At 65.1% G+C, this 21700-nt stretch carries 20 protein-coding genes and 3 pseudogenes; 8 read left to right on the forward strand and 15 right to left on the reverse strand.

Translation table 11 applies throughout. The features are described 5' to 3' along the window. Positions 1–229: 229 nt before the first annotated feature. The 7 genes from nrdF to MSM1_RS01045 all read right to left on the reverse strand — a co-directional run bounded on the left by nrdF (position 230) and on the right by MSM1_RS01045 (position 8292). The gene (gene nrdF / locus MSM1_RS01015) at positions 230–1204 is read right to left on the reverse strand and encodes a class 1b ribonucleoside-diphosphate reductase subunit beta (protein ID WP_213439796.1); all 975 of its coding nucleotides are present in this window, start codon (positions 1202–1204) and stop codon (positions 230–232) included. Positions 1205–1524: 320 nt separating this feature from the next. Then, positions 1525–3075 (reverse strand): NAD(P)/FAD-dependent oxidoreductase, encoded by a 1551-nt coding sequence (locus MSM1_RS01020; RefSeq protein ID WP_213439797.1) that lies wholly within the window; start codon positions 3073–3075, stop codon positions 1525–1527. A gap of 346 nt (positions 3076–3421) precedes the next feature. Then, the gene (locus tag MSM1_RS01025; protein ID WP_374101647.1) at positions 3422–4186 is read right to left on the reverse strand and encodes a TetR/AcrR family transcriptional regulator; all 765 of its coding nucleotides are present in this window, start codon (positions 4184–4186) and stop codon (positions 3422–3424) included. Positions 4187–4402: 216 nt separating this feature from the next. Beyond that, positions 4403–6574: a class 1b ribonucleoside-diphosphate reductase subunit alpha gene (nrdE, locus tag MSM1_RS01030; RefSeq protein WP_213439799.1), complete on the reverse strand. Its 2172-nt coding sequence runs from the start codon at positions 6572–6574 to the stop codon at positions 4403–4405. After that, positions 6541–7020 (reverse strand): class Ib ribonucleoside-diphosphate reductase assembly flavoprotein NrdI, encoded by a 480-nt coding sequence (gene nrdI, locus MSM1_RS01035; RefSeq protein ID WP_213439800.1) that lies wholly within the window; start codon positions 7018–7020, stop codon positions 6541–6543. Before nrdI ends, nrdE begins: the two co-directional genes overlap by 34 nt. Before the next feature lie 23 nt (positions 7021–7043). Next, complete coding sequence (locus MSM1_RS01040) at positions 7044–7283, reverse strand: redoxin NrdH (RefSeq protein WP_213439801.1); 240 nt, start codon at positions 7281–7283, stop codon at positions 7044–7046. 457 nt (positions 7284–7740) lie between these two features. Next, positions 7741–8292, reverse strand: coding sequence for an NAD(P)H-dependent oxidoreductase (locus MSM1_RS01045; protein ID WP_213439802.1), 552 nt, complete (start codon positions 8290–8292; stop codon positions 7741–7743). 97 nt (positions 8293–8389) lie between these two features. On the opposite strand from MSM1_RS01045, the gene MSM1_RS01050 reads away from it, so the two are divergent. After that, positions 8390–8992, forward strand: a complete 603-nt coding sequence (locus MSM1_RS01050) for a helix-turn-helix domain-containing protein (RefSeq protein ID WP_374101648.1) — start codon at positions 8390–8392, stop codon at positions 8990–8992. A 141-nt stretch (positions 8993–9133) separates the two neighbouring features. Here the strand turns inward: MSM1_RS01050 and MSM1_RS01055 are convergent, their stop codons facing one another. Then, on the reverse strand, positions 9134–10804 hold the full coding sequence (locus tag MSM1_RS01055; protein ID WP_213439804.1) for a zinc ribbon domain-containing protein: 1671 nt from the start codon (positions 10802–10804) through the stop codon (positions 9134–9136). Positions 10805–10826: 22 nt separating this feature from the next. Between MSM1_RS01055 and tnpA the strand changes: the two genes are divergently transcribed. Together tnpA and MSM1_RS22635 are read left to right on the forward strand one after the other, a co-directional pair. After that, complete coding sequence (gene tnpA / locus MSM1_RS01060; protein WP_213441242.1) at positions 10827–11240, forward strand: IS200/IS605 family transposase; 414 nt, start codon at positions 10827–10829, stop codon at positions 11238–11240. A gap of 252 nt (positions 11241–11492) precedes the next feature. Further along, positions 11493–11705, forward strand: a pseudogene (locus MSM1_RS22635) (hypothetical protein); the annotation flags it as partial. Here the strand turns inward: MSM1_RS22635 and MSM1_RS01065 are convergent. Then, positions 11677–12549 carry an SDR family oxidoreductase gene (locus MSM1_RS01065; protein WP_213439805.1) on the reverse strand — a complete coding sequence of 291 codons (873 nt, stop codon included), beginning with the start codon at positions 12547–12549 and terminating at the stop codon, positions 11677–11679. The pseudogene MSM1_RS22635 and the gene MSM1_RS01065 sit on opposite strands and share 29 nt — an antisense overlap. A 48-nt stretch (positions 12550–12597) precedes the next feature. Beyond that, the gene (locus MSM1_RS01070; protein WP_307857325.1) at positions 12598–13278 is read right to left on the reverse strand and encodes a TetR/AcrR family transcriptional regulator; all 681 of its coding nucleotides are present in this window, start codon (positions 13276–13278) and stop codon (positions 12598–12600) included. A gap of 128 nt (positions 13279–13406) precedes the next feature. Here MSM1_RS01070 and MSM1_RS01075 point away from each other — a divergent pair, with 128 nt between their 5' ends. Beyond that, positions 13407–14885: a cytochrome P450 gene (locus MSM1_RS01075; protein ID WP_213439806.1), complete on the forward strand. Its 1479-nt coding sequence runs from the start codon at positions 13407–13409 to the stop codon at positions 14883–14885. Here MSM1_RS01075 and MSM1_RS01080 read toward each other — a convergent pair. From MSM1_RS01080 to MSM1_RS01090, 3 genes are all read right to left on the reverse strand, one after another. Then, a complete protein-coding gene (locus tag MSM1_RS01080) occupies positions 14880–15419 on the reverse strand; it encodes a homocitrate synthase (RefSeq protein WP_236054702.1) in 540 nt (179 codons plus the stop codon). The two genes, MSM1_RS01075 and MSM1_RS01080, sit on opposite strands and share 6 nt — an antisense overlap. Positions 15420–15565: 146 nt before the next feature. Next, on the reverse strand, positions 15566–16681 hold the full coding sequence (locus MSM1_RS01085; protein ID WP_213439807.1) for a hypothetical protein: 1116 nt from the start codon (positions 16679–16681) through the stop codon (positions 15566–15568). Further along, positions 16682–16999, reverse strand: a complete 318-nt coding sequence (locus MSM1_RS01090; protein WP_213439808.1) for a hypothetical protein — start codon at positions 16997–16999, stop codon at positions 16682–16684. A 354-nt stretch (positions 17000–17353) separates the two neighbouring features. Between MSM1_RS01090 and MSM1_RS01095 the strand changes: the two genes are divergently transcribed. After that, entirely contained in the window at positions 17354–17689 is a 336-nt protein-coding gene (locus tag MSM1_RS01095) for a hydrogenase maturation nickel metallochaperone HypA (protein WP_213439809.1), read from the forward strand. After that, positions 17659–18034 (forward strand): annotated as a pseudogene (locus MSM1_RS01100) (GTP-binding protein); the annotation flags it as partial. The gene MSM1_RS01095 and the pseudogene MSM1_RS01100, both read left to right, overlap by 31 nt. Positions 18035–18101: 67 nt before the next feature. On the opposite strand, the gene MSM1_RS21385 reads toward MSM1_RS01100, so the two are convergent. Next, positions 18102–18632, reverse strand: coding sequence for a zinc ribbon domain-containing protein (locus tag MSM1_RS21385; RefSeq protein ID WP_307857249.1), 531 nt, complete (start codon positions 18630–18632; stop codon positions 18102–18104). 12 nt (positions 18633–18644) lie between these two features. Next, on the reverse strand, positions 18645–19289 hold the full coding sequence (locus MSM1_RS21390; protein WP_236054703.1) for a hypothetical protein: 645 nt from the start codon (positions 19287–19289) through the stop codon (positions 18645–18647). Between the two features lie 631 nt (positions 19290–19920). On the opposite strand from MSM1_RS21390, the pseudogene MSM1_RS01110 reads away from it, so the two are divergent. Then, a pseudogene (locus MSM1_RS01110) lies at positions 19921–20235 on the forward strand (hydrogenase accessory protein HypB); the annotation flags it as partial. 372 nt (positions 20236–20607) lie between these two features. Next, positions 20608–21663 (forward strand): hydrogenase expression protein HypE, encoded by a 1056-nt coding sequence (locus MSM1_RS01115; RefSeq protein ID WP_213439810.1) that lies wholly within the window; start codon positions 20608–20610, stop codon positions 21661–21663. The last annotated feature ends 37 nt before the right edge of the window (positions 21664–21700 follow it).

Consider the following 21700-nt stretch of genomic DNA (forward strand, 5'->3'; position numbering starts at 1 on the left):
GGCCATTGTTCATCAAATCACTTGTTTCTCAACGTAATTTGCATTGAGAAGTGCTACCGGGGGGCTGTCAACTGTCCACATGCCGCCGCTTCCTGAGTTCCTGCTGCCCTATACGGCCAACCGCCTCGGCGGAAAAGACCGCGACGGCTAGTGTGATTGACCCGCGAAGAACAAGCCATCTATCCGGGTCCCACAACCCTGACCATCCATTGCCACACGACCTGCGGTCCTAGAAGTCCCAGTCCTCATCCTCGGTGATGACGGCCTTGCCGATCACATAGCTGGAACCTGATCCGGAGAAGAAGTCGTGGTTCTCATCGGCGTTGGGCGATAACGCCGAGAGGATCGCCGGGTTCACGTTGGTGTCATCCCGGGGGAACAGCGCCTCATAGCCCAGGTTCATTAACGCCTTGTTGGCGTTGTAGCGCAGAAACTTCTTGACGTCTTCGGTCAGCCCGACTTCGTCGTAGAGATCCTGGGTGTATTCCACCTCGTTGTCGTAGAGCTCGTAGAGCAGCTCGTAGGTGTAGTCCTTGAGCTCTTGGCGCTTGGCCTCGTCCACCAGCGCCAAACCGCGCTGATATTTGTAGCCGATGTAGTAACCGTGAACAGCCTCGTCACGGATGATGAGCCGGATCATGTCGGCGGTGTTGGTTAGCTTGGCCCGGCTCGACCAGTACATCGGCAGGTAGAACCCGGAGTAAAACAGAAAACTCTCCAACAGCGTGGAGGCCACCTTGCGCTTGAGCGGCTCGTCACCGCGGTAGTACTCCATCACGATCTGGGCCTTGCGCTGCAGGTTGGGGTTCTCCTCCGACCAGCGGAAAGCGTCATCAATCTCGGCGGTAGAGCACAGCGTGGAAAAGATGCTGCTATAGCTGCGCGCATGCACCGACTCCATGAACGCGATGTTGGTCAAAACGGCTTCCTCGTGCGGCGTGAGCGCATCAGGAATCAGACTGACCGCCCCGACCGTGCCCTGGATCGTGTCCAGCAGCGTCAGCCCGGTGAACACCCGCATCGTCAGCTGCTTTTCGCCGGCCGTCAACGTGCTCCATGAGGGGATGTCGTTGGATACCGGTACCTTTTCGGGCAACCAGAAATTCCCGGTCAGCCGATCCCAGACCTCGGCGTCCTTGTCGTCTTGCAGCCTGTTCCAGTTGATCGCCGAAACCCGATCGATCAGCTTCAGTTTCTCACTCACCAGAACCCCACTTCATCAGGACGTGCCGTGTGCCCAATCACATGTCAAACACTACCCCTGGTGGCTGACAAGCTGGCGCAACACAACACCTAGTGTTGCGGCGTGTCCCCGCCGCGTGGCGACGATGCGGCCCGCGCAGCGGCCGCGGAGAAGCCACGCCGACAACCCCGTGGCGACGATGCGGCCCGCGCAGCGGCCGCGGAGAAGCCACGCCGACAACCCCCGTGGCGACGATGCGGCCCGCGCAGCGGCCGAGGAGAAGCCACGCCGACAACCCCGCGGCATCGAATTTCGGGCCGAAACCTTCCCGGCCGCCAGCATTAATCGGCGACGGCCAGCTCTGGACGGGCGGCCGGCGAGCCGGTGCCCACCCCAAGGAACCGGTACTCCGCGGGATTCAGCTTGCGCGTCCCGGCCCAGTACTGCCAGGTGTAGCCACCCCACAACACCCGGTTGTTGCCGTGCTCGTCGAGGTACCAGCTGCGGCATCCCCCGGTGTTCCACACCGAGCCGGCCAGCTTGCGCTGCAGTTCATCGTTGAAGCGGTTCTGCGCCTCGCGAGTTGGAGCCAGCGCCTGCGCGCCGAGGCGGTCACAAGTCGCAATCGCCTGGGCAACATAGCGGATCTGTGACTCGATCATGAACACCACCGAGTTGTGCCCCAGCCCGGTGTTGGGTCCCAGCAAGAAAAACAGGTTGGGCACGTCGGCGACGGTGATCCCCCGGTGCGCAGCTAGACCCTCACGATTCCAGCGGTCGACCAGGTCTTCGCCGTGCAGTCCCTTGATCTGCACGTAGGTGTAGGAGTCGGTGACATGAAAGCCGGTGGCGAACACGATGACGTCGACCGGGCGCTCGGTGCCGTCGGCCGTCACGATACCCGCCGGCGTGATCCGGGTGATGCGGTCGGTGATCAGCGTGGTCTTAGGATTTGCGACGGCCGGATAGTAGGTGGACGAGTTGAGGATCCGTTTACAGCCGATCCGGTACTGCGGGGTCAGTTTGCGGCGCAGCTCACGGTCTTTCACCGAGCGGCGAATGTTCCATTTGGCCAGAGCCTCGATGACCTTCAGCGTGTTCGGCCGCTTGGTCATGCCGTAGGCCAGCGCCTCCTGGCCCCAATAGATGGTGGTTCGCAGCGCCCACGCCAGAGCGGGGACGTTCGTCAAGGCGCGCCGCAACCAGACCGGCAGTTCCTCGTTGGTACGCGGCACCACCCACGGCGGGGTGCGCTGATAGAGGTGCAGTTCGGCGACCTTCTCGATGATCTCGGGCACGATCTGGATGGCGCTGGCACCGGTCCCGATCACCGCAACCCGCTTGCCGGTCAGATCGACGCTGTGATCCCACTGCGCGGAATGGAAAGCTGCACCACGGAATTCGTCACGGCCATCGATGTCCGGTAGGCACGGGATGTGCAGTGCGCCGGCCCCCGAGATCAGGAACTGGGCAACATATTCCCGCCCGTCCGCGGTGAACACGTGCCAGCGGTACTCCTCGTCGTCCCAGTGTCCGCGGTCAACGAGAGAGTTGAACACGATGTAGCGGCGCAGGCCGTACTTGTCGGTGACCCCCTTGAGATAGTCCAAGATTTCGTCCCAATAGGAGAACAAGTGCGTCCAGTCCGGCTTGGGTTCGAAAGAGAACGAGTACAGGTGCGACGGGATATCGCACGCGCAGCCAGGGTAGGTGTTGTCCCGCCAGGTGCCGCCGACCTCGTCGGCCTTCTCCAGGATCAGGAAGTCCACGCCCTGGCGCTGCAACGCAATTGCCATGCCCAGGCCGGAAAACCCGGTGCCGATGATCAGCGCGCGGGTATGCACCGGCGTTCGCTGCGCTCCGCTGTTGGCGGCTTGCTCGGTTACAGTCATGCCGCAATCCTTCCTGGGAACGCCGGTACCGGGTAATTCTCATCTTCAGTCTGGCCGCCGCCGCCGGGACTGTCAACGCCACTATCAGACCGGCGCGGCACGAGTGACTGGCCCGGGTGGTGCGGGGCGCCACCGCGCTGCGCGGCGGGCTGTTCCTGGCCGGGTTCGGGCTGATCAAGGCGCTGAACTGCGGCCGGTGGCCGGCCGACCAGAGTTTGGGCGTGCTCCGCAGGGTTGGACACCGCGATGGTAATCGTCGCGGCGGCGGACGTGGCCGTCCGCGCACTCCTCGTGCTGTTGGTGCGCCGCGGGGATCGGGTAACCGCAGCCAGTCCTCGGCCGCCGGTCAGCTTGCGGCGGGTTTGCGCGGCACCGCGTTGTGCAGCGGCAGCTCGGGGTCGAGCTGAATGCCCAGCACTTCGGCGGTGCCGTTGATGACGCCCATCATGATCGTCGTCAGGTGCGCGACGAACTGGTCGCGTGGCATCCGTCGTGGACTGTCGGGTGTGGGGCCGAGCCACCAATCCGTCGCCGACGCCGCGGATCCGAAAGCGGCGAATGCGGCAAGTTCAATAGCGGCGCGGTCCAGCTCCATCTCACGCAGCTCGTTGTTGAACATTTCAGCCATCGCCAGCGTGATCTCCCGGCCTTCGTTCAGGGTCCGCACCGTCACTTCGGACTGCTCCGGGAAGCGGCCCTGGATGAAAAACCGCAGCACGTTGGGATGCTGGTCGACGAGGTTGACGTATTCTTCGACGCTGCGCCGAATGATGTCGCGCGCCGAGTTAGTGGCGAAGTCCACCGAGGGGAAGATTGCCGCCCACAACATGTCACGCAGGCGTTCCCCGATCGCCTGGAAAAGATCCGACTTGTCGTTGAAATGCCGGTAGATCTTCGGCTTGGCGGTACCCGCCTCCTCGGCGATCTCACGCACGCTCAGGTCCGGGCCTAACCGATCGATGGCGCGAAAGGCAGCCTCGACGATTTCGCCGCGCACCTTCTCGCGGTGTTCGCGCCAGCGTTCACTGCGGGCGTCGACCTTTCGCTCGGGGCTCGCACCGGGCCGGAGTCGAACGGACCGGGGTCGGGCAACTCTGCGCACATCCTGCACCTTACCCCGTTGAAGGCTGTGAGCTGGGCAGACCGGCAACGCGGAAGCACTGTGCCGTCATGGCGGGCGCCGCTTGCGACCGGGCTACCCGGTGTGACGGGTGTTAACCAACACCCGGACTCGCCGCCTATCGACTGCTGGTGCACCGCCCCCGCGCACCCATGGGCGATGTGCCATCGCGCGGTGCCGTCGGCGTTTGCTGAAGCCGGCGGAGCATCACAGCATGCAGGACACGCAACCCTCAACCTCGGTTCCCTCCAGCGCCATCTGACGCAGCCGGATGTAGTACAGCGTCTTGATCCCCTTGCGCCAGGCGTAGATCTGCGCCTTGTTGACGTCGCGGGTGGTGGCGGTGTCCTTGAAAAACAGTGTCAGGCTCAGCCCCTGATCCACATGCTGGGTAGCCGCCGCGTAGGTGTCGATGATCTTCTCGTAGCCGATCTCGTAGGCGTCCTGGTAGTACTCCAGGTTGTCGTTGGTCATGTAGGGCGCCGGGTAGTAGACCCGCCCGATTTTGCCCTCCTTGCGAATCTCGATCTTCGACACGATCGGGTGGATCGAGCTCGTCGAATGGTTGATGTAGGAGATCGACCCGGTCGGCGGCACCGCCTGCAGGTTCTGGTTGTAGATCCCGTGGGCCTGGACCGACGCCTTCAACCGCCGCCAATCGTCCTGCGTCGGGATGTGGATGCCCGCACCGGCGAAGAGCCGGCGCACCTTGTCGGTCTTGGGCTCCCAGACTTGGTTGGTGTACTTGTCGAAGAATTCCCCCGACGCATACTTGGAACGCTCGAAGCCCGTGAAATGCGTGCCCCGCTCGATCGCGATCTTGTTCGACGCCCGCAAAGCGTGGTAGCACACCGTGTAGAAGTAGATGTTGGTAAAGTCGATCGCTTCCTCGGAGCCGTAAAAGATGCGCTCACGCGCCAGATACCCGTGCAGGTTCATCTGCCCTAGCCCAATCGCGTGCGCCTCACTGTTGCCCCGCTCGATCGAGGGCACCGACCAGATATGCGTCTGATCGCTCACCGCGGTCAAAGCCCGGATCGCGACCTCGATGGTCTGCGCGAAGTCCGGCGAATCCATCGCCTTGGCTATGTTCAGCGAGCCCAGGTTGCACGAAATATCTTTGCCTACTTTGGCATACGATAAATCGTCATTGAACTCCGACGGCGTGGACACCTGCAGGATCTCCGAGCACAGATTGGAGTGGGTGATCTTGCCTGCAATCGGATTGGCCCGGTTCACCGTGTCTTCGAACATGAGGTACGGATAACCCGACTCGAACTGCAGCTCGGCCAGCGTCTGGAAGAACTCCCGGGCCTTGATTTTGCTCTTGCGGATTCGCGGGTCATCGAGCATCTCGTAATACTTTTCGGTGACCGAGATGTCGGCGAACGGAACCCCGTAGACCCGTTCCACGTCATACGGCGAGAACAGGTACATGTCGTCGTTGCGCTTGGCCAGCTCGAAGGTGATGTCGGGAATCACCACGCCCAGCGACAGCGTCTTGATCCGGATTTTCTCGTCGGCGTTCTCGCGCTTGGTGTCCAGGAAGCGGTAGATATCGGGGTGATGCGCGTGCAGATACACCGCACCGGCCCCCTGGCGGGCACCTAGCTGGTTCGCATAGGAGAACGCGTCCTCCAAAAGCTTCATGATCGGGATGACACCCGAGGATTGGTTCTCGATGTTCTTGATCGGCGCACCGTGCTCACGAATGTTGCTTAGCAGCAAGGCAACTCCCCCACCACGCTTGGACAGCTGCAGCGCCGAGTTGATAGCGCGGCCGATCGACTCCATGTTGTCCTCGATGCGCAACAGAAAGCAGCTCACCGGCTCGCCGCGCTGCTTCTTGCCGGCGTTCAAAAACGTCGGGGTGGCCGGCTGAAACCGGCCGTCGATGATCTCGTCGACGAGTTTCTCGGCCAGTGCGGTGTCGCCGGCGGCCAGGGTAAGCGCTACCATGCACACCCGATCCTCGAAACGCTCCAGATAGCGCTTCCCGTCGAAGGTTTTCAACGTGTATGAGGTGTAGTACTTGAACGCGCCGAGGAAGGTCGGAAAGCGAAACTTCTTGGCATAAGCGCGGTCGAACAGCGACTTGACGAACGCCCGGGAGTACTTCTCGAGCACCTCGGGTTCGTAGTAACCCTGCTGGATGAGGTAATCGAGCTTTTCGTCCAGATCGTGGAAGAACACCGTGTTCTGGTTGACGTGCTGTCGGAAGTACTGGTGCGCTGCCTGAATATCCTTGTCGAACTGGATTTTGCCGTCCGGGCCATACAAATTAAGCATGGCGTTCAGGGCGTGGTAATCGGTTTCCTCCGGCGCCAAAGGGCGCGCGCTGGTCGTTACCGGCTCTGCAGCGATGGCTGTTGGTGACACGTCTTGTCCTTCCAGAAGTCGGCTAGGCCCGCGCGAACGATTTTCACGTCCTCGTCGGTCCCCATGAGTTCGAAGCGGTAGAGGTACGGAACTCCGCACTTGCGGGAGATCACCTCGCCGGCATAACCGAATTCCCTTCCGAAGTTGGTGTTGCCGCCCGCAATCACCCCGCGCAGCAACGCCCGGTTGTGTTCGTCGTTCAAGAAGGCGATGACCTGCTTGGGGACGTAGCCGCCGGCGTCGCTGTCCGGGCTGAGATCCGTGTTAGCCCGGCCGCCACCGTAGGTGGGCAGCACCAGCACATACGGCCGGTCGACCTGGATGCGGCCGTGCAGCGGTATCCGTGTGGCCGGAACGCCCAGCTTCTGCACAAAGCGGTGAGTGTTCTCCGACACGCTGGAGAAATACACCAGGCTGCACGGCGGCACCGCGACCTCTTCCCGCATGATTGCTTTCCCTGTGCGTTTCCCTATGCGCTGAGCGCGGCCCCGCTAAGTGCCCTGATGCGGTCGGGCCGAAAACCCGACCAATGGTCGTTTCCCGCCACCACCACCGGGGCCTGCAGATATCCCAGCGCCATCACGTAGTCCCGCGCGTCGGGGTCAAGGGTGATGTCGACCTTCTCGTAGGCGATGCCCTGCTGGTCGAGCGCCCGATACGTGGCATTGCACTGCACACATGCGGGCTTGGCGTACACGGTGATGCTCATCGGCTCTGCGACTCCTCTGCGAAAGTGGCGGATTCGAGACGGGCTGGCAACTATTCGGGTACGGCGTCTGCACGGCTGTTCGGTTGACCGTCAAGCCCCCGGATTCCGGTATTCCGGCACCGGACGGTGCGCCCGGCGATACGTGATGCCGGGAATCTCACCGGGCTGCGCCGGGCCGGAGAGGCCTGAGGGCTGTCGGCACTGAAAACACTACACCTAGTAGGTCGCAATAAGAAGACATACAAGATGTTCTGAACAACATTTATGAAATTCCCTGGTGGTAAGCCACTACCTGCACCACCCGCTGGCGTGTCGCAGGGCACGGAGCGGCTCATCCGCCGGCCGAACGGCCGCCGGATCACGGCCCTGGCCGGCTACTGCCGCGGGTGACGTTACGGCCGCGCTTGCCCCACTGGCCAGCAAAGCCCCACCACTAGGCCGGCGCGGGCACCTCAACTCACTTCGATCTCACTTCGGCGGCCAGCTTGCTTACCACGTCACGCACACTGGTTACCAGCTCGGCGTGCTCCCGCGGGTGCTTACCCTCCAACGACTGCAACGGCACCGACAACTGGATCGACTCGACCACGCGCGGGCCAGCGATGCCAAACGACTTGCGGGTCTCGTTGTGTCCCCACACCCCGCCATAGCGGCCCAGCGATCCGCCGATGACGGCCAGCGGCTTGTCCTTCAACGCGCTGTTGCCGAAGGGCCGAGACAGCCAGTCGATCGCGTTCTTGAGCACACCTGGCACGCTGCCGTTGTATTCCGGTGTGACCACCAGTGCCGCGTCGGCCTCGGCCGCGGCCGCACGCAACGTGGCCACCGAGGCGGGCATACTCGCCTCATTGTCGATGTCTTCGTTGTAGAACGGCAGCTCCCCCAGCCCGTCAAACACGGTAACGGTGACGCCCTCTGGCGCGCTGTCCGCCGCCAGCCCGGCGATCTGCCGGTTGACCGACGCTGCCCGCAGGCTTCCCACCAGGGCCAAAACTTTGATTTCCGACATCTTCGCCGTCCCTTCAGTTGTCGGCCTACATCCCCCAGGCTGCACCTACCGAACCGGACTGTGGTCCGATTTATTCCGCCCGCGCTACAGTGCAGTGGTGAGCGTCCTCGGTCGGTCGAGCGTGCTGCCCGTGTCCACCCCGCAGGAGCGGGGCGACGCCGCCCGCAACCGGGTGCTGCTGCTCGAAGCGGCCCGGCGGCTGATCGCGGAACGCGGTGCCGACGCGATCACCATGGACGACATCGCTGCGGCTGCCGGTGTCGGCAAAGGCACGGTTTTCCGCCGGTTCGGTAGCCGGGCCGGTTTGATGATGGTGCTGCTCGACGAGGATGAACGGGCGAGCCAGCAAGCGTTCATGTTCGGCCCCCCACCGCTGGGTCCAGGCGCCCCGCCACTGGACCGCCTGCTCGCATTCGGCCGCGAACGGCTGTGCTTTGTCCACACTCATCACGCCTTGCTGTCGGCGGCTAACCGCGATCCGCAGACTCGCTACAGCGCAGCGGCAATGGTGCAGCGCACTCATGTCCGGATGCTGCTGGATTCAGCCGGGACGACCGGCAACCTGGACGCGCAGACCGATGCCCTCTTGGCCCTGCTGGAGGCCGACTATGTCGAGTATCAGCTCGCCGAACGCGGCCAGACTCTGCAGATGTTGGGAGACGCGTGGGAAAGCCTTGCGCGCAAGCTGTGCGGCAGATGAGGCGGGGCTGGGTCCTGCAACGTCGACGTCGACCAGTTCCTGGTGTCGGTCGATCTGCGCCCCGAACGGGCCGGCCTGCCTTGACGTCCTCTCCGCACTGAAGATGCGGGGATTCCTCGTGTCGGCCAGCTGTCTCGTTGTTCATGCTGCGAGCAACGCCGTGGGCTGGTCGGTAGTGGAGGTTCGCGCCGAGCGGCTCTGTCGGGTCTTGGCCCGCGCTGCGCGTCGGGCTTTGATGCGCGCCACGGACCTCCGCGAGGGCGGATGCCTGCGGCCTCGCCGCTTGTGTGCTTGCGCACTACGGCCGGACTTCGGCGGCTCGTCGACGTCCTGACGATGCCACCAGCCCGCGCGGGCTGACGGCAAGTCCAGCCGGTCGCGACCATCGGCCTGCGTCCGGACGTGCAGTCCCAGGTAGGCCGAAAACAGGTCCCGATCTTCTTTGATGCCGCACCCGCAACGGTGCACCCGTTGGGAGAGCGGCTTTTTCTTTTTCGTCCCGCACAGGCAGGTTTGCGACAAGGCGGTCGTGTATGGGCTGTACTGGTAGAGACGACCACCGCTGGCGCTTTCAGCCTTGCGGCGCATCACCTCCACCAGCAACCCCGGCGCCCGGTCGCGCACACTGCGCGGGAAGTTCTTCTGCCACGAAACGTAATTCAGCTTCTCACACACCACATCGCCGCCGTGCGCCAACAACCTGTTAGCCAGCGCCCCGTGCAACGTCTTACGGTGCTGCGCGAGCCGGCGATGCTGCTCAGCTACCACCGTGGCGCTCTGCATGGCGGCGCGGGAACGCTGCTGCCAGTCGCAGCGGCCAGTCTTATGCGTGCCGTCGGGGTTGAAGCAGCCCGGCGAGCCGGCACGGTGCGCACGATCCATGCGCCGCTGGGCACGGCGCAACCTGTTGGTGTCCACCCGGATCGCCTCGGCGAGCGGCCCAACCCATCCCACCCAGGCCCCGTCGCTGCGCTGGAGGGCCACCGCGATCTGACTGGGCCCCAGATCAAACGACACCCGGCCATCACCGACCGGATGCCGCCGGGTGGGGCGCCCATCGCAGACCAGTTGCATGCGGTAGGTGTCGCGCCCATTGATGACGGTGCGCACGATGCGGGTGGACAACACCTTGCCCGCGGCGATCAGCGCCTCGATCTCGGCAAGCTCGGCCCGCTGCTCCTTACCACGGCGACCCGTCTGGGCGGGCGCGGCGATCGGGATCACAAACCCCGCGCCCCACTGCAAGCCCACCAACCGGCCCGCCGCATCAGTCTTAGGCCGCAGCGCACCGTTGCCGTCTTTGGCCGCCAGCGAACGCAACCCGCGCCTGGCCGGTTTGAACCGCGGCTTGCCCCGCTGCCGAAGGTGCCACTGCCGAACCGCATCAAACGCTCGCGCCCCCAGACCCTGGGTCTCCTGAGCCGGCAGGTGCTCCCGCACCCACGACCGCCGCAGCGACGAGGCGTATGACTGCGCGGCATCGGCGGTGAAACCATGCGCCTGCTCGACCGTGCGGAACGCCGCCGACCGGGCCGCCCGCTCCTTACCGGTGCGCGCCGGCAACTCCCGCGCCGCCTGCCACGCCGGATCGGATTTCACCGCGCGACACCGGGCGATGAACTCACCGAGCACCGCGTTATACACCCGCGCGCCGGTGAAAAACCGGGTCCGAATCTCTCGGCACTGCGTCGGCGCCGGGCGCAGCGGCCACGACCGCACATGCGTGGGCGCGCCCTTCGGGCGCTTACGCGCACGCGACTTGCCCACCGGCATAGTGTCCGGTGTCGTTGCCTGCTGGTAGCTGTTACCCACAGCTCAACCGTAGAGGTGCCCACTGACACAAACGACGTACCGCCGCGCCCGGCACAGCGTGTCGCTGCTGCACGCCCACCTCGTCTTCGTGACCAAATACCGACGCAAACTGTTCACCGACCCGATGCTCACCTTCGCCGACACCACCATGCGCACCGTGTGCGCCGAGCTGGATGTCGAGGTGGTCGAGTTCAACGGCGAAGCCGATCACGTGCATCTGCTGCTCGCTTATCCGCCCACGCTGGCGATCTCGACGCTGGCGCACCGCCTCAAAGGCCGCACGGCCTACGCCGTTCGCCGGGAATACACCGGCGCATGCGGGCGCGCCGGCATGCGCAGCCACCTGTGGTCCCCTTCGTATTTCGCCGTCTCCTGCGGAGACGCCCCGCTGTCGATCATCAAGCGATACATCGACGGCCAAGCCCCACCACTCTGAGCGCCGGGCTGCGCCCGGCGACACACAGGATGGGCTCACCCCGCCACGAATGGCGAGGCTTGGGCCCAAGAATTCGGTCATCGTCGGGCAACCGCGATCCGAGCCGCGTTGGGTTGCCACCTGCGCCTCCTATGACCCGCACGCCGAATTCGCGCCATCATCTGCTCACAAACGGAGTTGTCCCCCTTGGTAGGCATCAGTGGCGCTGTGGGGTGAAGGACCCAAGACCGCTAACCGGCTTGTTTCCACGCGGTCGCCGTTACCGTGCGCACTGCGACGTGCCGCCAACACCTAGATACGCAAGCCGCAACGGCCCCCCAGGCCGATGCCGATGTCGTCACCGCTGGCTGGCGGGTTCTCGGCTTGTTCCAGCTGGACCGGCCGGTCCGGCTGTTGGGGGTCCGCCTCCAACCGGCTCTCGCCGGGAATGCGAGCGTCATCCGCTGGGCCGCAACGCCCTGGTGAACACCACGTTCGCGTGGCGCATCACCACGCTGTAGGGCCACCACGCCGCCCGTTTGAACGCGTAGAGCGCGCGGATATCTGCCGACGTGTAGATCAGGAAGCGGTTCTTCTTGATGCCGGCCAGGATTTTCTCGGCCGCCTTGTCCGGCGAGACCGCGTGGCCGCTGAAGCGGTCCACCCAGCGACGGACCCTGGGGTCGTCGCGGTCGACACCAGCGATCTCGACCGTGTTGACCAGCGGCGTGTTCACCGCGCCCGGCACCACGACCGACACCCCGATGCGGTGCCGGGCCAGGTCGAAGCGCAGCACCTCGGAAAGCCCCCGCAACCCGAACTTGCTGGCGCTATAGGCGGCGTGCCAGGGCAGCGCGATCAGTCCGGCGGCCGAGGACACGTTGACCAAATGCCCGCCCCGGCCAGCCGCCATCATCGGCGGGATGAATGTCTCGATCACATGAATCGGGCCCATCAGGTTGACCGCGACCATGGTGCTCCACTGCTGATGGGTGAGCTGATCGACGGTGCCCCAGGCCGAGACCCCGGCGATGTTCATCACGACGTCCATGCTGGAATGCCGGGTGTGGATGTCCGCGCCGAACACGGCGACCTCGTGGTAGTCGGCGATGTCTAGGGCCCGGTGCTCGGGCACTCGCGCACCCAGCGCGCGGGCATCGGCCACGGTGTGCGCCAGACCCTCGGCGTTGCGATCGGTCAGGTACAGCTCTGCGCCGGCAGCGGCGAGCCGCAGGGCGGTCGCGCGCCCAATGCCGCTGGCAGCGCCGGTGAGAAAACAGCGTTTCCCCGCGAAATAATCAGTCCAGGCTTGGCCGAACGTGCTCTGCATTGCCGTGACGATACCGGCGGTACCAACCGTTGCCGGAAGTGATGGCTATCAGTCTTTCGGGCAGTCTTTCGGGCAGTCTTTCGGGCCACCCCACAGCGCGTTCAGCCACAACTGCTCGAGCACCCGCACCCCGCGCTGCACGTCCCCGTCGGGTCCCAGAAAAGCGCTGTCGCCGGCCAGCAGGAGCGCCGTGGTGACCGCCAAGGTGCGAACCAGAGCGGGAATGTCCTCGCTGATCGGATGCGCGGTGCCGGCCTTGATCTCTTGCTCGACAACACCAATGATTTGGTCGATCACCGTGTCGATCTGCTGATCGAGAATGGCGCGAATCTCCGCGTCGGTATGACGGGCGGCGCTGCAGGCGGCCATCACCGGGTCGTTGTGCGCGTAGACGGCGGCGGCACTGCCGACCATCCGCTTGGCGAATTCCGCCGGTGACTCCTCGGGTCCACGAGGGGCGAAGTAGTGGGTGAGTTCTTCGAGCTCGCGCACGGCTTCGGCCAGAATCTGGGCGAGCACCGCGTATTTGGAGTCGAAGTAAAAGTAAAAGCCCGATCGCGCCACACCGGCGCGGTCGCTGATGGTGCTCACCGAAAGCTCGGCGAAAGGCTTCTCCTGCAGCAACTCGCGCACCGCCTGCAGGATCGCCTGCCGCTGTTTTTCGCCCCGCCGCCGTTGGGTAGGCGCCACTCGACCCCGGTCGACGCCCCCGCGGGGGTGCTGCTGGATTTCCACCCCTCGACCTTGCACCACCGGAGTGAAAACGAAAAACTTGACAGCCGTCAATTCCGTCCGAAGGATAGGTGCCGGTGACCGCAGCCACACCTGGCTTGCCGCCGAGCGGTTAAGGAGCGTCGATGGGCACTATCAGCACCCCCAAGTACCTACTCGACCAGGCGCGTCGCCGATTCACGCCGACACTCAACAACATTCCGGGCATGGGAGCAATCGAGAAGCGCCTGCTCGCCCATCGGTGGAAAACGAAGGTGCTGGCCGAGCCGCCTGCGGGCAGCGGACTGAAGCCCGTGCTCGGCGACTCCGGCCTGCCGCTTCTGGGGCACATCATCGAGTTGTTCCGCGAGGGGCCCGACTACCCGCTGTTTCTGTATCAGACGCGTGGCCCAGTGGTTTTCGTCGACTCGCCGATCTTGCCGGCCATCACCGCGCTGGGGCCGGACGCCACGCAAGCGGTCTTTACCAACAAGAACAAGGACTTCTCGCAGAAGGGCTGGCATCCGGTAATCGGCCCGTTCTTCAAGCGCGGCCTGATGATGCTGGACTTTGAGGAGCACCTGGCGCACCGGCGCATCATGCAGGAGGCCTTCACGCGCACCCGGCTGGCCGGCTACGTCGAGCACATCGACCGGGTCGCCTCGCACGTGGTGGCCAACGACTGGGTGAGTGACGACGCGCGGTTCCTGTTCTACCCGGCGGTAAAGGAGCTGACCCTCGACATTGCGTCGCTAGTGTTCATGGGCCACGAGATGGGCACCGATAAGGCGCTAGTGGCCGAGGTCAACAAGGCATTTACCACCACGACCCGCTCGGGCGGGGCGATCATCCGTTACCCGGTGCCGCCGTTCAAATGGTGGCGGGGCCTGCGGGCACGCCGGCTGCTCGAGGACTACTTCGCCGCCCGGGTCAGGGAGCGCCGTAGCGCCGAGGGCACCGATATGCTGACGGTGCTGTGCCATACCGAGGACGAGGACGGCAACAGCTTCAGCGATGAGGACATCGTCAACCACATGATCTTTTTGATGATGGCCGCCCACGACACCTCCACCTCGACGACCACTACCATGGCCTACCACCTGGCCGCCCATCCGCACTGGCAGGAGCGTGCCCGAGACGAGTCGGACCGGCTCGGCGACGGACCGCTAGACATTGACGCGCTGGAAAAGCTAGAGACGCTTGACCTGGTGATGAACGAGTCGCTGCGACTGGTGACCCCGCTGCCGTTCAACATGCGCCAGGCGGTGCGCGACACCGAGCTGTTGGGCTACTACGTACCCGGCGGCACCAACGTGATGATCTGGCCGGGGATGAACCATCGGCTGCCCGAGCTGTGGACCGACCCCGACACGTTCGACCCCGAGCGTTTTGCCGAGCCCCGGGCGGAGCACAAAAAACACCGTTACGCCTTTGCGCCCTTCGGTGGCGGTGCCCATAAGTGCATTGGCATGGTGTTCGGGCAGCTGGAGATCAAAACCATCATGCATCGGCTGCTGCGCCGTTACCGGCTCGAGTTGGCCCGGCCCGGCTACCGGCCGCGCTGGGACTACGGCGGCATGCCGATCCCGATTGACGGCATGCCGATAGTCTTGCGCCCGTTATAGCCCGGGGCGGGCGTCACCCAACCGATTGGCGCAAGCGATCACCGCCTCCAGGGCAGAGCGGGTCGGATCGTCCGACCAGCCCATCGCCCACTCGGCGCGCAAGCCATCGGTGCCGCAGATAAAAGTCGCGGTCTGCTCGCGCGATCTGAGTTGGTGAAACTTCAGTGTCTCCACCGCGATACCCCGCTCGTAGAGCATCGCGGTGAGGGCCGCGATCGGGCCGCTGGCGGCTGCCGTCGCCGTGCTGATGCGATCGCCGACGGCTATCACGGCCCGGAAAGTGCGGACATGCGGACCGAGCCGGGTAGCGGGCCGCTCGGGGTCGGCGCAGCTCCAGTGGCTCAGCCGGACCGGGCCGGAGCTTTGGCAGTAGGCGGCCACGAAGCTCTCCCACGACATAGCATCGGCCTGTTCACGCAGGCCACGTGGTAACGGGGCGCCGTATCGGTCGGCGAACCACGAGTTCGCGGAACACGCCCGCGACACCGCCGGGGGGTGATGGGGTTGCAACGGTGAAAACGACGAAACTGTCATGTGCCGGTCTTCTCTGGTCAGCAGGGCGACCGACGGCTCGTAGCTACCGACCCGCAGCGGGGGGTCGGTCCGGTTCAGACCCCGCTGCGGGTGCCGGCTACTACGGCCCGATCGAAAAGACGATGCACGAGGGTCGAGGGTAGCCCTTACCCGTGGAGCTTGCAACCTTGCGACGTGCCGCGCCTATTTTGCGTTTGTGGGTAGCAGGTGGGGTGCCTCACCACTCTTAGCGGCTTAGCGCGAATCTTGAGCGTGTGGTCGGCAACTCGATTTTCGCGGGTCCGCCGCGGCTGCGGCGCAGGCCACGACGTAGTTTCGTATTCTGTTGGGGCCGCGCTGATCTCGGGAAACGGCAACGGTGCCTTTGACGGCGCGCGCCGCGGCTGGGCCTGCCCGGCGCCGAGCGGTTGCTTGTCGGTGGCGTTGGCGGTATCCGCCAGGTTGCGATGGCGGCAAGCTCGGCGAGAGCACGGTGAGCACGTCGCCGGTGAGTCCGGCCGGCGCGCGGTGCCCTTGCTGCCCCCGAGCCGAAACGGGATCGGCGGACACATCGGGTGGGAGTACAACGGGCAGTTGCACCCCGATCCCGACGATGACCACCGGTTGCCGCGGCCGAGTGTGGCCGGATCCTGGGCGGTGCAATCGTGGTTCCTGGTTTTGTTGTCGACGAGTTGGACGCCGTTGTGCTTCTCGTCACCGACGACGGTGTCGTCGACACCAGGAGATTCCAGGAAGGTGAGGTGGTCGATGCCTGCGGTGGTTTCGGCTATCTCGGAGGCGATTTCGTGGTCTTTGGCGACCAGTGCGGCGACGCGATGACGCATGAAAGCCGAATGCCCTCGGGCGGCGCTTTGTCGGGCGGCGCGAAACGCCGACGAACCCCCTCTGGAGCGGTCGGTAACCGAATAATCCTCACCGACATCAAAGCCGTCCGCCCGCGCATCGGCCATCGCCTCCAGCACCTCGTCGCGCAACGCCGGCAGCGCCTCATCCCCGCGGCGGGCGATCCCAGCGGTCTCATACAACTGCAAAGACACCGGACGCACCTTCAGCATGTCGGTCAACGAGCGCTCCTGCTCCCTGGCCGCGGCCTGCCCCTCCCACGGCACGCCTCCCGGAGCGGACACCCGCTGGTGGATGGTGGTGAACACCTCATCCCACAGCGTGGCGGTGCGCTCCCAATACTGAGCCGCCTCACGCAGATGCGCGGTGTCCATCGCCTGCGCCTGAGACACGGTCGGCAGCGCCGTGACGACCGGCATCTAACACACCTGCGGGCTCGCTACCGCTAGCGCACGGAAGCGGGCCGTCGACTCGGCCTCCTGCCGGGTGTAGCCGCTCGCCGCTGCCGCCAGTTTTGCGGCCGTCGCCTGCACGCGACACATGCACCGGGTACCAGCCGCGGCGACCTGCGCGTTGGCAGCACTCACCGCCGCGGTGCTGGCCAGCCACGGCGAAGCTGCGCTGGCCGACGCGTTATCGTCCGCTAGCCTGCTCGCCAACGCCCCACACCAGTCAGCCCCTGCGCGAAGGCCGTCGGCGCTAACCTGCAGTTGAGCAGCGACCAGCGGCGAATCCACGCGCAGAGTCTAGATCGCCGACTATCACACCGCACAAGGCGACGACGTGTCTCACGTACTTTTAGCGCGTGACCGGTGATGGTGCCTCAGCTATTTTGAGCGCGTAGCGCGGAAGGCTTGCCCGATGTGGAAGGCGAGATCGGCAGGGCCGCAAGACGGCAGGTGACCAACAAGCTACGCCCGAGAGCAGACAGCCGAGCAGCTCACGGCCCATCGCCACCAACTTTCGCGTCAGCTCTGCCACATAAGCCACGACTTGGGTGTACAAAGGTGCTGGTGAACTCTGCTCCAGCTGACGTCGGCGGGCCGGCTGCGAGCGCCCTGGACGTTCGGGGCACTCGGCGGTGATCAGCCGTGCATGAACTCTCGCTGTGTCACGCGATCGCCGGGGTGGTCAAACCCTACGCCAACGGGCGCCACGTCGATGTGGTACGCGTGCAAATCGGCGCGCTGCGCCAGGTGGTTCCCGAGTCACTGTCCTTCTGCTGGACGCTCGTTCGGGACTACGAGGACATGCCCGACGCCGAGTTGGAGTGCGAATTCGTCCCGGCCGAGGTCGACTGCCGCTCATGTGGCCGCCGCTCGGTGGTCACGTCGCGGTGGTCGCTATTGTGTCCACACTGCCAGAGCGCCGACGTCGCGGTGGTGCGCGGTGACGAATTCCAGGTGACCTCGCTAGAGGTCTCGTGAAAAGCGCGCGCCACCACGGCGGCCACAGTGGTTACCGCACCGGCTCCCAGCGGATCGACGTGCTGGAGGCGATCTTCGCCGAGAACGACATCCGGGCCGACATCAACCGCAAGCATTCGAGCGCAACACGATTCGTGCACGGAACTTGATGAGCTCAGCCGGCTCCGGCAAGACGACGGTGCTGCAAGCCGCCCTGGACGAGCTCGCCGGTGAGATCGCCGGGGGGTGATCGAGGGCGACATCGCCACCGACCTCGACGTGGCCGACCTGGACGGCCGGGGAGCGCAGATATCGCTGCTCGACACCGGCGACGGCTTCGGCGGCGAATGCCACCTCGATGCCCCATGGTGACGTCCTCCCCGCAGTGAAACTGCGGGGATTCCTCGTGCCGGCCGGCTGTCTCGATGGCCATTCATGCGGCTATCGCCGTGGGCCGGCCGGCGGTGGAGGTTCGCGCCGAGCGGCCCCGTCGCATCGCGGTTTTGGCTTGACGCCGGGCTTTGATGCGCGCCACGGACCTCCGAGAGGGCGGCTGCCTGCGGCCTCGCCGCTTGCGTGCTTGCGCACTACGGCTGGGCCTCGGCGGCTCGTCGACGTCCTGACGATGCCACCAGCCAGTATTGGCTGCCTGCAAGTCCAGCCGGTGGAGATCATCAGCCTGCGTCCGGACGTGTCGTCCCAGGTAGGCCGACAACAGGTCCCGGTCCTCGGTGATGCCGCACTCACAGCGATGCACCCGTTGCGAAAGCGGCTTTTTCTGGCGGTTCCCGCACAAACAGGTTTGCGACAAGGCAGTGGTGTATGGGCTGTACTCGGAGAGCCGTTGGCCGCCGGCGCTTTCAGCCGTGCGGCGCAACACCTCCACGAACAGCCCGGGTGCCCGGTCGCGCGCACTGCGCGGGAAGTTCTTCTGCCACGACAGGTAGCCCACGCGTTCCCACACGATATCGGCGCCCTATCCCAACAACCTGTTGCCCAGCGCCCCGTGCAACGTCTTGCGGTGCTCGGCCAGGCGGCGATGCGACTCGCCCACCCGTGCCGCGGCCCGCCGCGCCGCCGTCGAGCGCTGCCACCCGCAGCGGCCTGTCGAATGGCCGCCGCGGGTGAAGCAGCCCGGTGAGCCGGCACGGTGCTGGCGATCCAGTCGCCGCTGGGCGCGGCGCAGCCGCAGCATGTCCAGCCGCAAAGCATCGGCCAGCGGCTGCACCCAACCTGACCAGCTCCCGTCGGCGCGCGACACAGCCACCGCGAGCTGGCTGGGCCCCAAATCGAACGACACCTTTCCCTCACCAACCCGGTGGCGGGTCGGCCGCATGGGTTTTCCCCTCTGACCCAGGTGCCACTGCTTGACAGCGTCAAACGCTCGCGACCCCAGGTTTTGGGTCTTCTGGGCCGCCAAGTGCTCCCCCACCCACGAGCGCCGCAGCGACGACGCGAACGACTGCGCGGCATCGACGCTAAACCCGTGCGCGGTCTGCGCAGCCCGAAACACCGCCCGGCGAGCCGCACGCTCGGCGGGGCTGCGGCGCGGCAACCCCCGGGCCGCCTGCCAGGCCGGATCGGCCTTCACCGCCCGGCTGCGGGCGATGAACTCGCCCAACACCGCGTTATATACCCGCGCACCGCTGAAAAACCGGGTCCGAATCTCTCGGCGCTGCGTTGGGCCCGGACGCAGCGGCCACGACTACACATGCGTGGGCGCGCCCTTCGCACGGCTGCACGCCCGCGGCTTGCGCCCAGCCTGCGACACCACGACCGCAGCAGCGGCGTTTGATGCCGGCTCAACGTGGTAGGCGTTACCCACCTGCACGCCCACACCATAAGGCCGACCACTGACAACCACGACCTACCGCCGCAACCGCCACAGCGTGTCGCCGTTGCGCACCCACCTCGTCGTTGTGACCAACTACCGACGCAAACTGCTCACCGACGCCATGCTCACCTTCACCGAGCACACCATGCGCGCCGTGCGCGCCGAGCTGGGATATCGATCTGGTGGAGTGCAACGGCGAGGCCAACCACACCTGTGGCGCCGGTGTCCGCGCCCGCATGCGCGGACACCTCTGGTCCCTATCTGTATTTCGCCGTCTCCTGCGCAGGCGCACCACTGTCGATCATCACGCAATACATCGACAGCCAAGCACGCCCTCTTTAAGCGCCGGGCTGCGCCCGGCCAACGACGAGATGGGCTCACCCCAGACTGAAGTCCGAGGCTTGCGCCCAAGATGTCGGTCATCGACAACGTCGGCGACCTGGTGTGCCCGGCCGAGTTCGACGCCGGCGACCGCCAAGGCAATGGTCTCCGCGGTGACCGAAGGCGACGACAAGCCGCTGAAGCACCCGGTGATGTTCCACACGGTGGACCCGGTGCTACTCGACAAGATCGACCTGATCCCCATCGCGACGTCGATGTCGATGCCTATCTCGCCCGCCTCGGTGAGGTGAACCCGACGGCGCCCGTGCTCCCCGCCAGTGCCCGCACGGGCGCGAGTATGCCGGCCTGGTTCTCCTGGCTCCGCCGTTTGGTGGCCGGCTTCGCGGCCTGAAAAAGCGGACGCGGATGCAATTTAGTTGCAAGAAGTAGATGCAATTGGATTGCAAGACGGCGGCTGGGAGCGCCCCGATCGGTGAATGTATTAGCAGCGCTAAGAGACCGAGCCGGGCGATGGCCGTTATCAACACTAGCCCCCGTGGACCAATAAACGGATCAATCAATACAGAGCAAAGACGGATCCCGCCAAACCGTGGAAAACTCTTAAGATTTACCGGCAATCCCCGGCAATCCGCAGCAATCCCTGGCAATCCGTTGACAACGCCAGCGGGTGAGAGTAAACCCAAAAAACAGTGCCGCGTAAGTGGGCCGACCGTCGACTCCTGCGGCGCAGGGGGTTCAGCATGGCCCCCCGGAAAGCACCGATATGCCAACGGAAGCAGCAGTCAAAGCGGAAGAAACCTTGATCCATGTGTTGTGGATCAACGCCGGCCTCAGCTGTGACGGTGATTCGGTGGCGTTGACCGCCGCCACTCAGCCCAGCATCGAGGAGATCGCGCTGGGGGCACTGCCCGGGTTGCCGAAAATCGCCGTGCACTGGCCGCTGATCGACTTTGAATGCGGACCCACCGGGGGCGCTGACGACTTCCTGGAGTGGTTCTTCAAGGCCGACCGCGGCGAGCTGGAGCCGTTCGTGCTCATCGTGGAGGGCTCGATCCCCAACGAGGCGATCAAAAGCGAAGGGTATTGGTGCGGGTTCGGCAACAACCCGGCGACCGGCCAGCCGATGACCACCAGCGAGTGGCTGGACCGGTTGGCGCCCAAGGCGACCGCGGTGGTCGCAGCGGGCACCTGCGCCACCTACGGCGGCATCCACGCGATGGCCGGCAATCCGACCGGGGCGATGGGGGTGCCCGACTACCTGGGCTGGAGCTGGAAGAGCAAAGCCGGAATCCCGATCGTGTGTGTCCCGGGCTGCCCGATCCACCCGGACAACCTTGCCGAGACCCTGACCTATCTGCTCTACATGGCCACCGGCCAGGCACCGATGATCCCGCTGGATGAGGCTTTGCGCCCGAAGTGGTTGTTCGGCAGCACCGTGCACGAGGGGTGTGACCGGGCCGGCTACTACGAGCAGGGTGACTTCGCCACCGAGTACGGTTCACCCAAATGCATCGTCAAACTGGGCTGCTGGGGCCCGGTTGTCAAATGCAACGTGCCCAAACGCGGCTGGATCAACGGGATCGGCGGCTGCCCCAACGTCGGCGGTATCTGCATCGGGTGCACCATGCCCGGCTTCCCGGACAAGTTCATGCCATTCATGGACGAGCCGCCCGGCGGCAAGGTCTCGTCCACCGCGGTGGGAGTGTACGGCTCGATGATCCGCAGCCTGCGCCACATCACCGGCCGCACGGTAGACAAAGAGCCCCGCTGGCGGCAGAAGGGCACCCAACTTTTGTCGGGCGCGCGGCGCACCTGGTAACCGGGGCGCACCGACCACCACGCCCACCCGAACTCGA

The organism is Mycobacterium sp. SM1 (assembly GCF_018361265.1).
In the GTDB taxonomy this organism is placed as follows: Bacteria; Actinomycetota; Actinomycetes; order Mycobacteriales; family Mycobacteriaceae; genus Mycobacterium.

Excerpts from the sequence above, each read along its gene's own strand:
- MSM1_RS01020 (WP_213439797.1), bottom strand. The coding sequence starts at position 3,075 with ATGACTGTAACCGAGCAAGCCGCCAACAGCGGAGCGCAGCGAACGCCG.
- nrdI (WP_213439800.1), bottom strand. The coding sequence starts at position 7,020 with ATGCGGGAAGAGGTCGCGGTGCCGCCGTGCAGCCTGGTGTATTTCTCC.
- MSM1_RS01040 (WP_213439801.1), bottom strand. The coding sequence starts at position 7,283 with ATGAGCATCACCGTGTACGCCAAGCCCGCATGTGTGCAGTGCAATGCC.
- MSM1_RS01045 (WP_213439802.1), bottom strand. The coding sequence starts at position 8,292 with ATGTCGGAAATCAAAGTTTTGGCCCTGGTGGGAAGCCTGCGGGCAGCG.
- MSM1_RS01065 (WP_213439805.1), bottom strand. The coding sequence starts at position 12,549 with ATGCAGAGCACGTTCGGCCAAGCCTGGACTGATTATTTCGCGGGGAAA.
- MSM1_RS01075 (WP_213439806.1), top strand. The coding sequence starts at position 13,407 with ATGGGCACTATCAGCACCCCCAAGTACCTACTCGACCAGGCGCGTCGC.
- MSM1_RS01080 (WP_236054702.1), bottom strand. The coding sequence starts at position 15,419 with ATGACAGTTTCGTCGTTTTCACCGTTGCAACCCCATCACCCCCCGGCG.
- MSM1_RS01085 (WP_213439807.1), bottom strand. The coding sequence starts at position 16,681 with ATGCCGGTCGTCACGGCGCTGCCGACCGTGTCTCAGGCGCAGGCGATG.
- MSM1_RS01115 (WP_213439810.1), top strand. The coding sequence starts at position 20,608 with ATGCCAACGGAAGCAGCAGTCAAAGCGGAAGAAACCTTGATCCATGTG.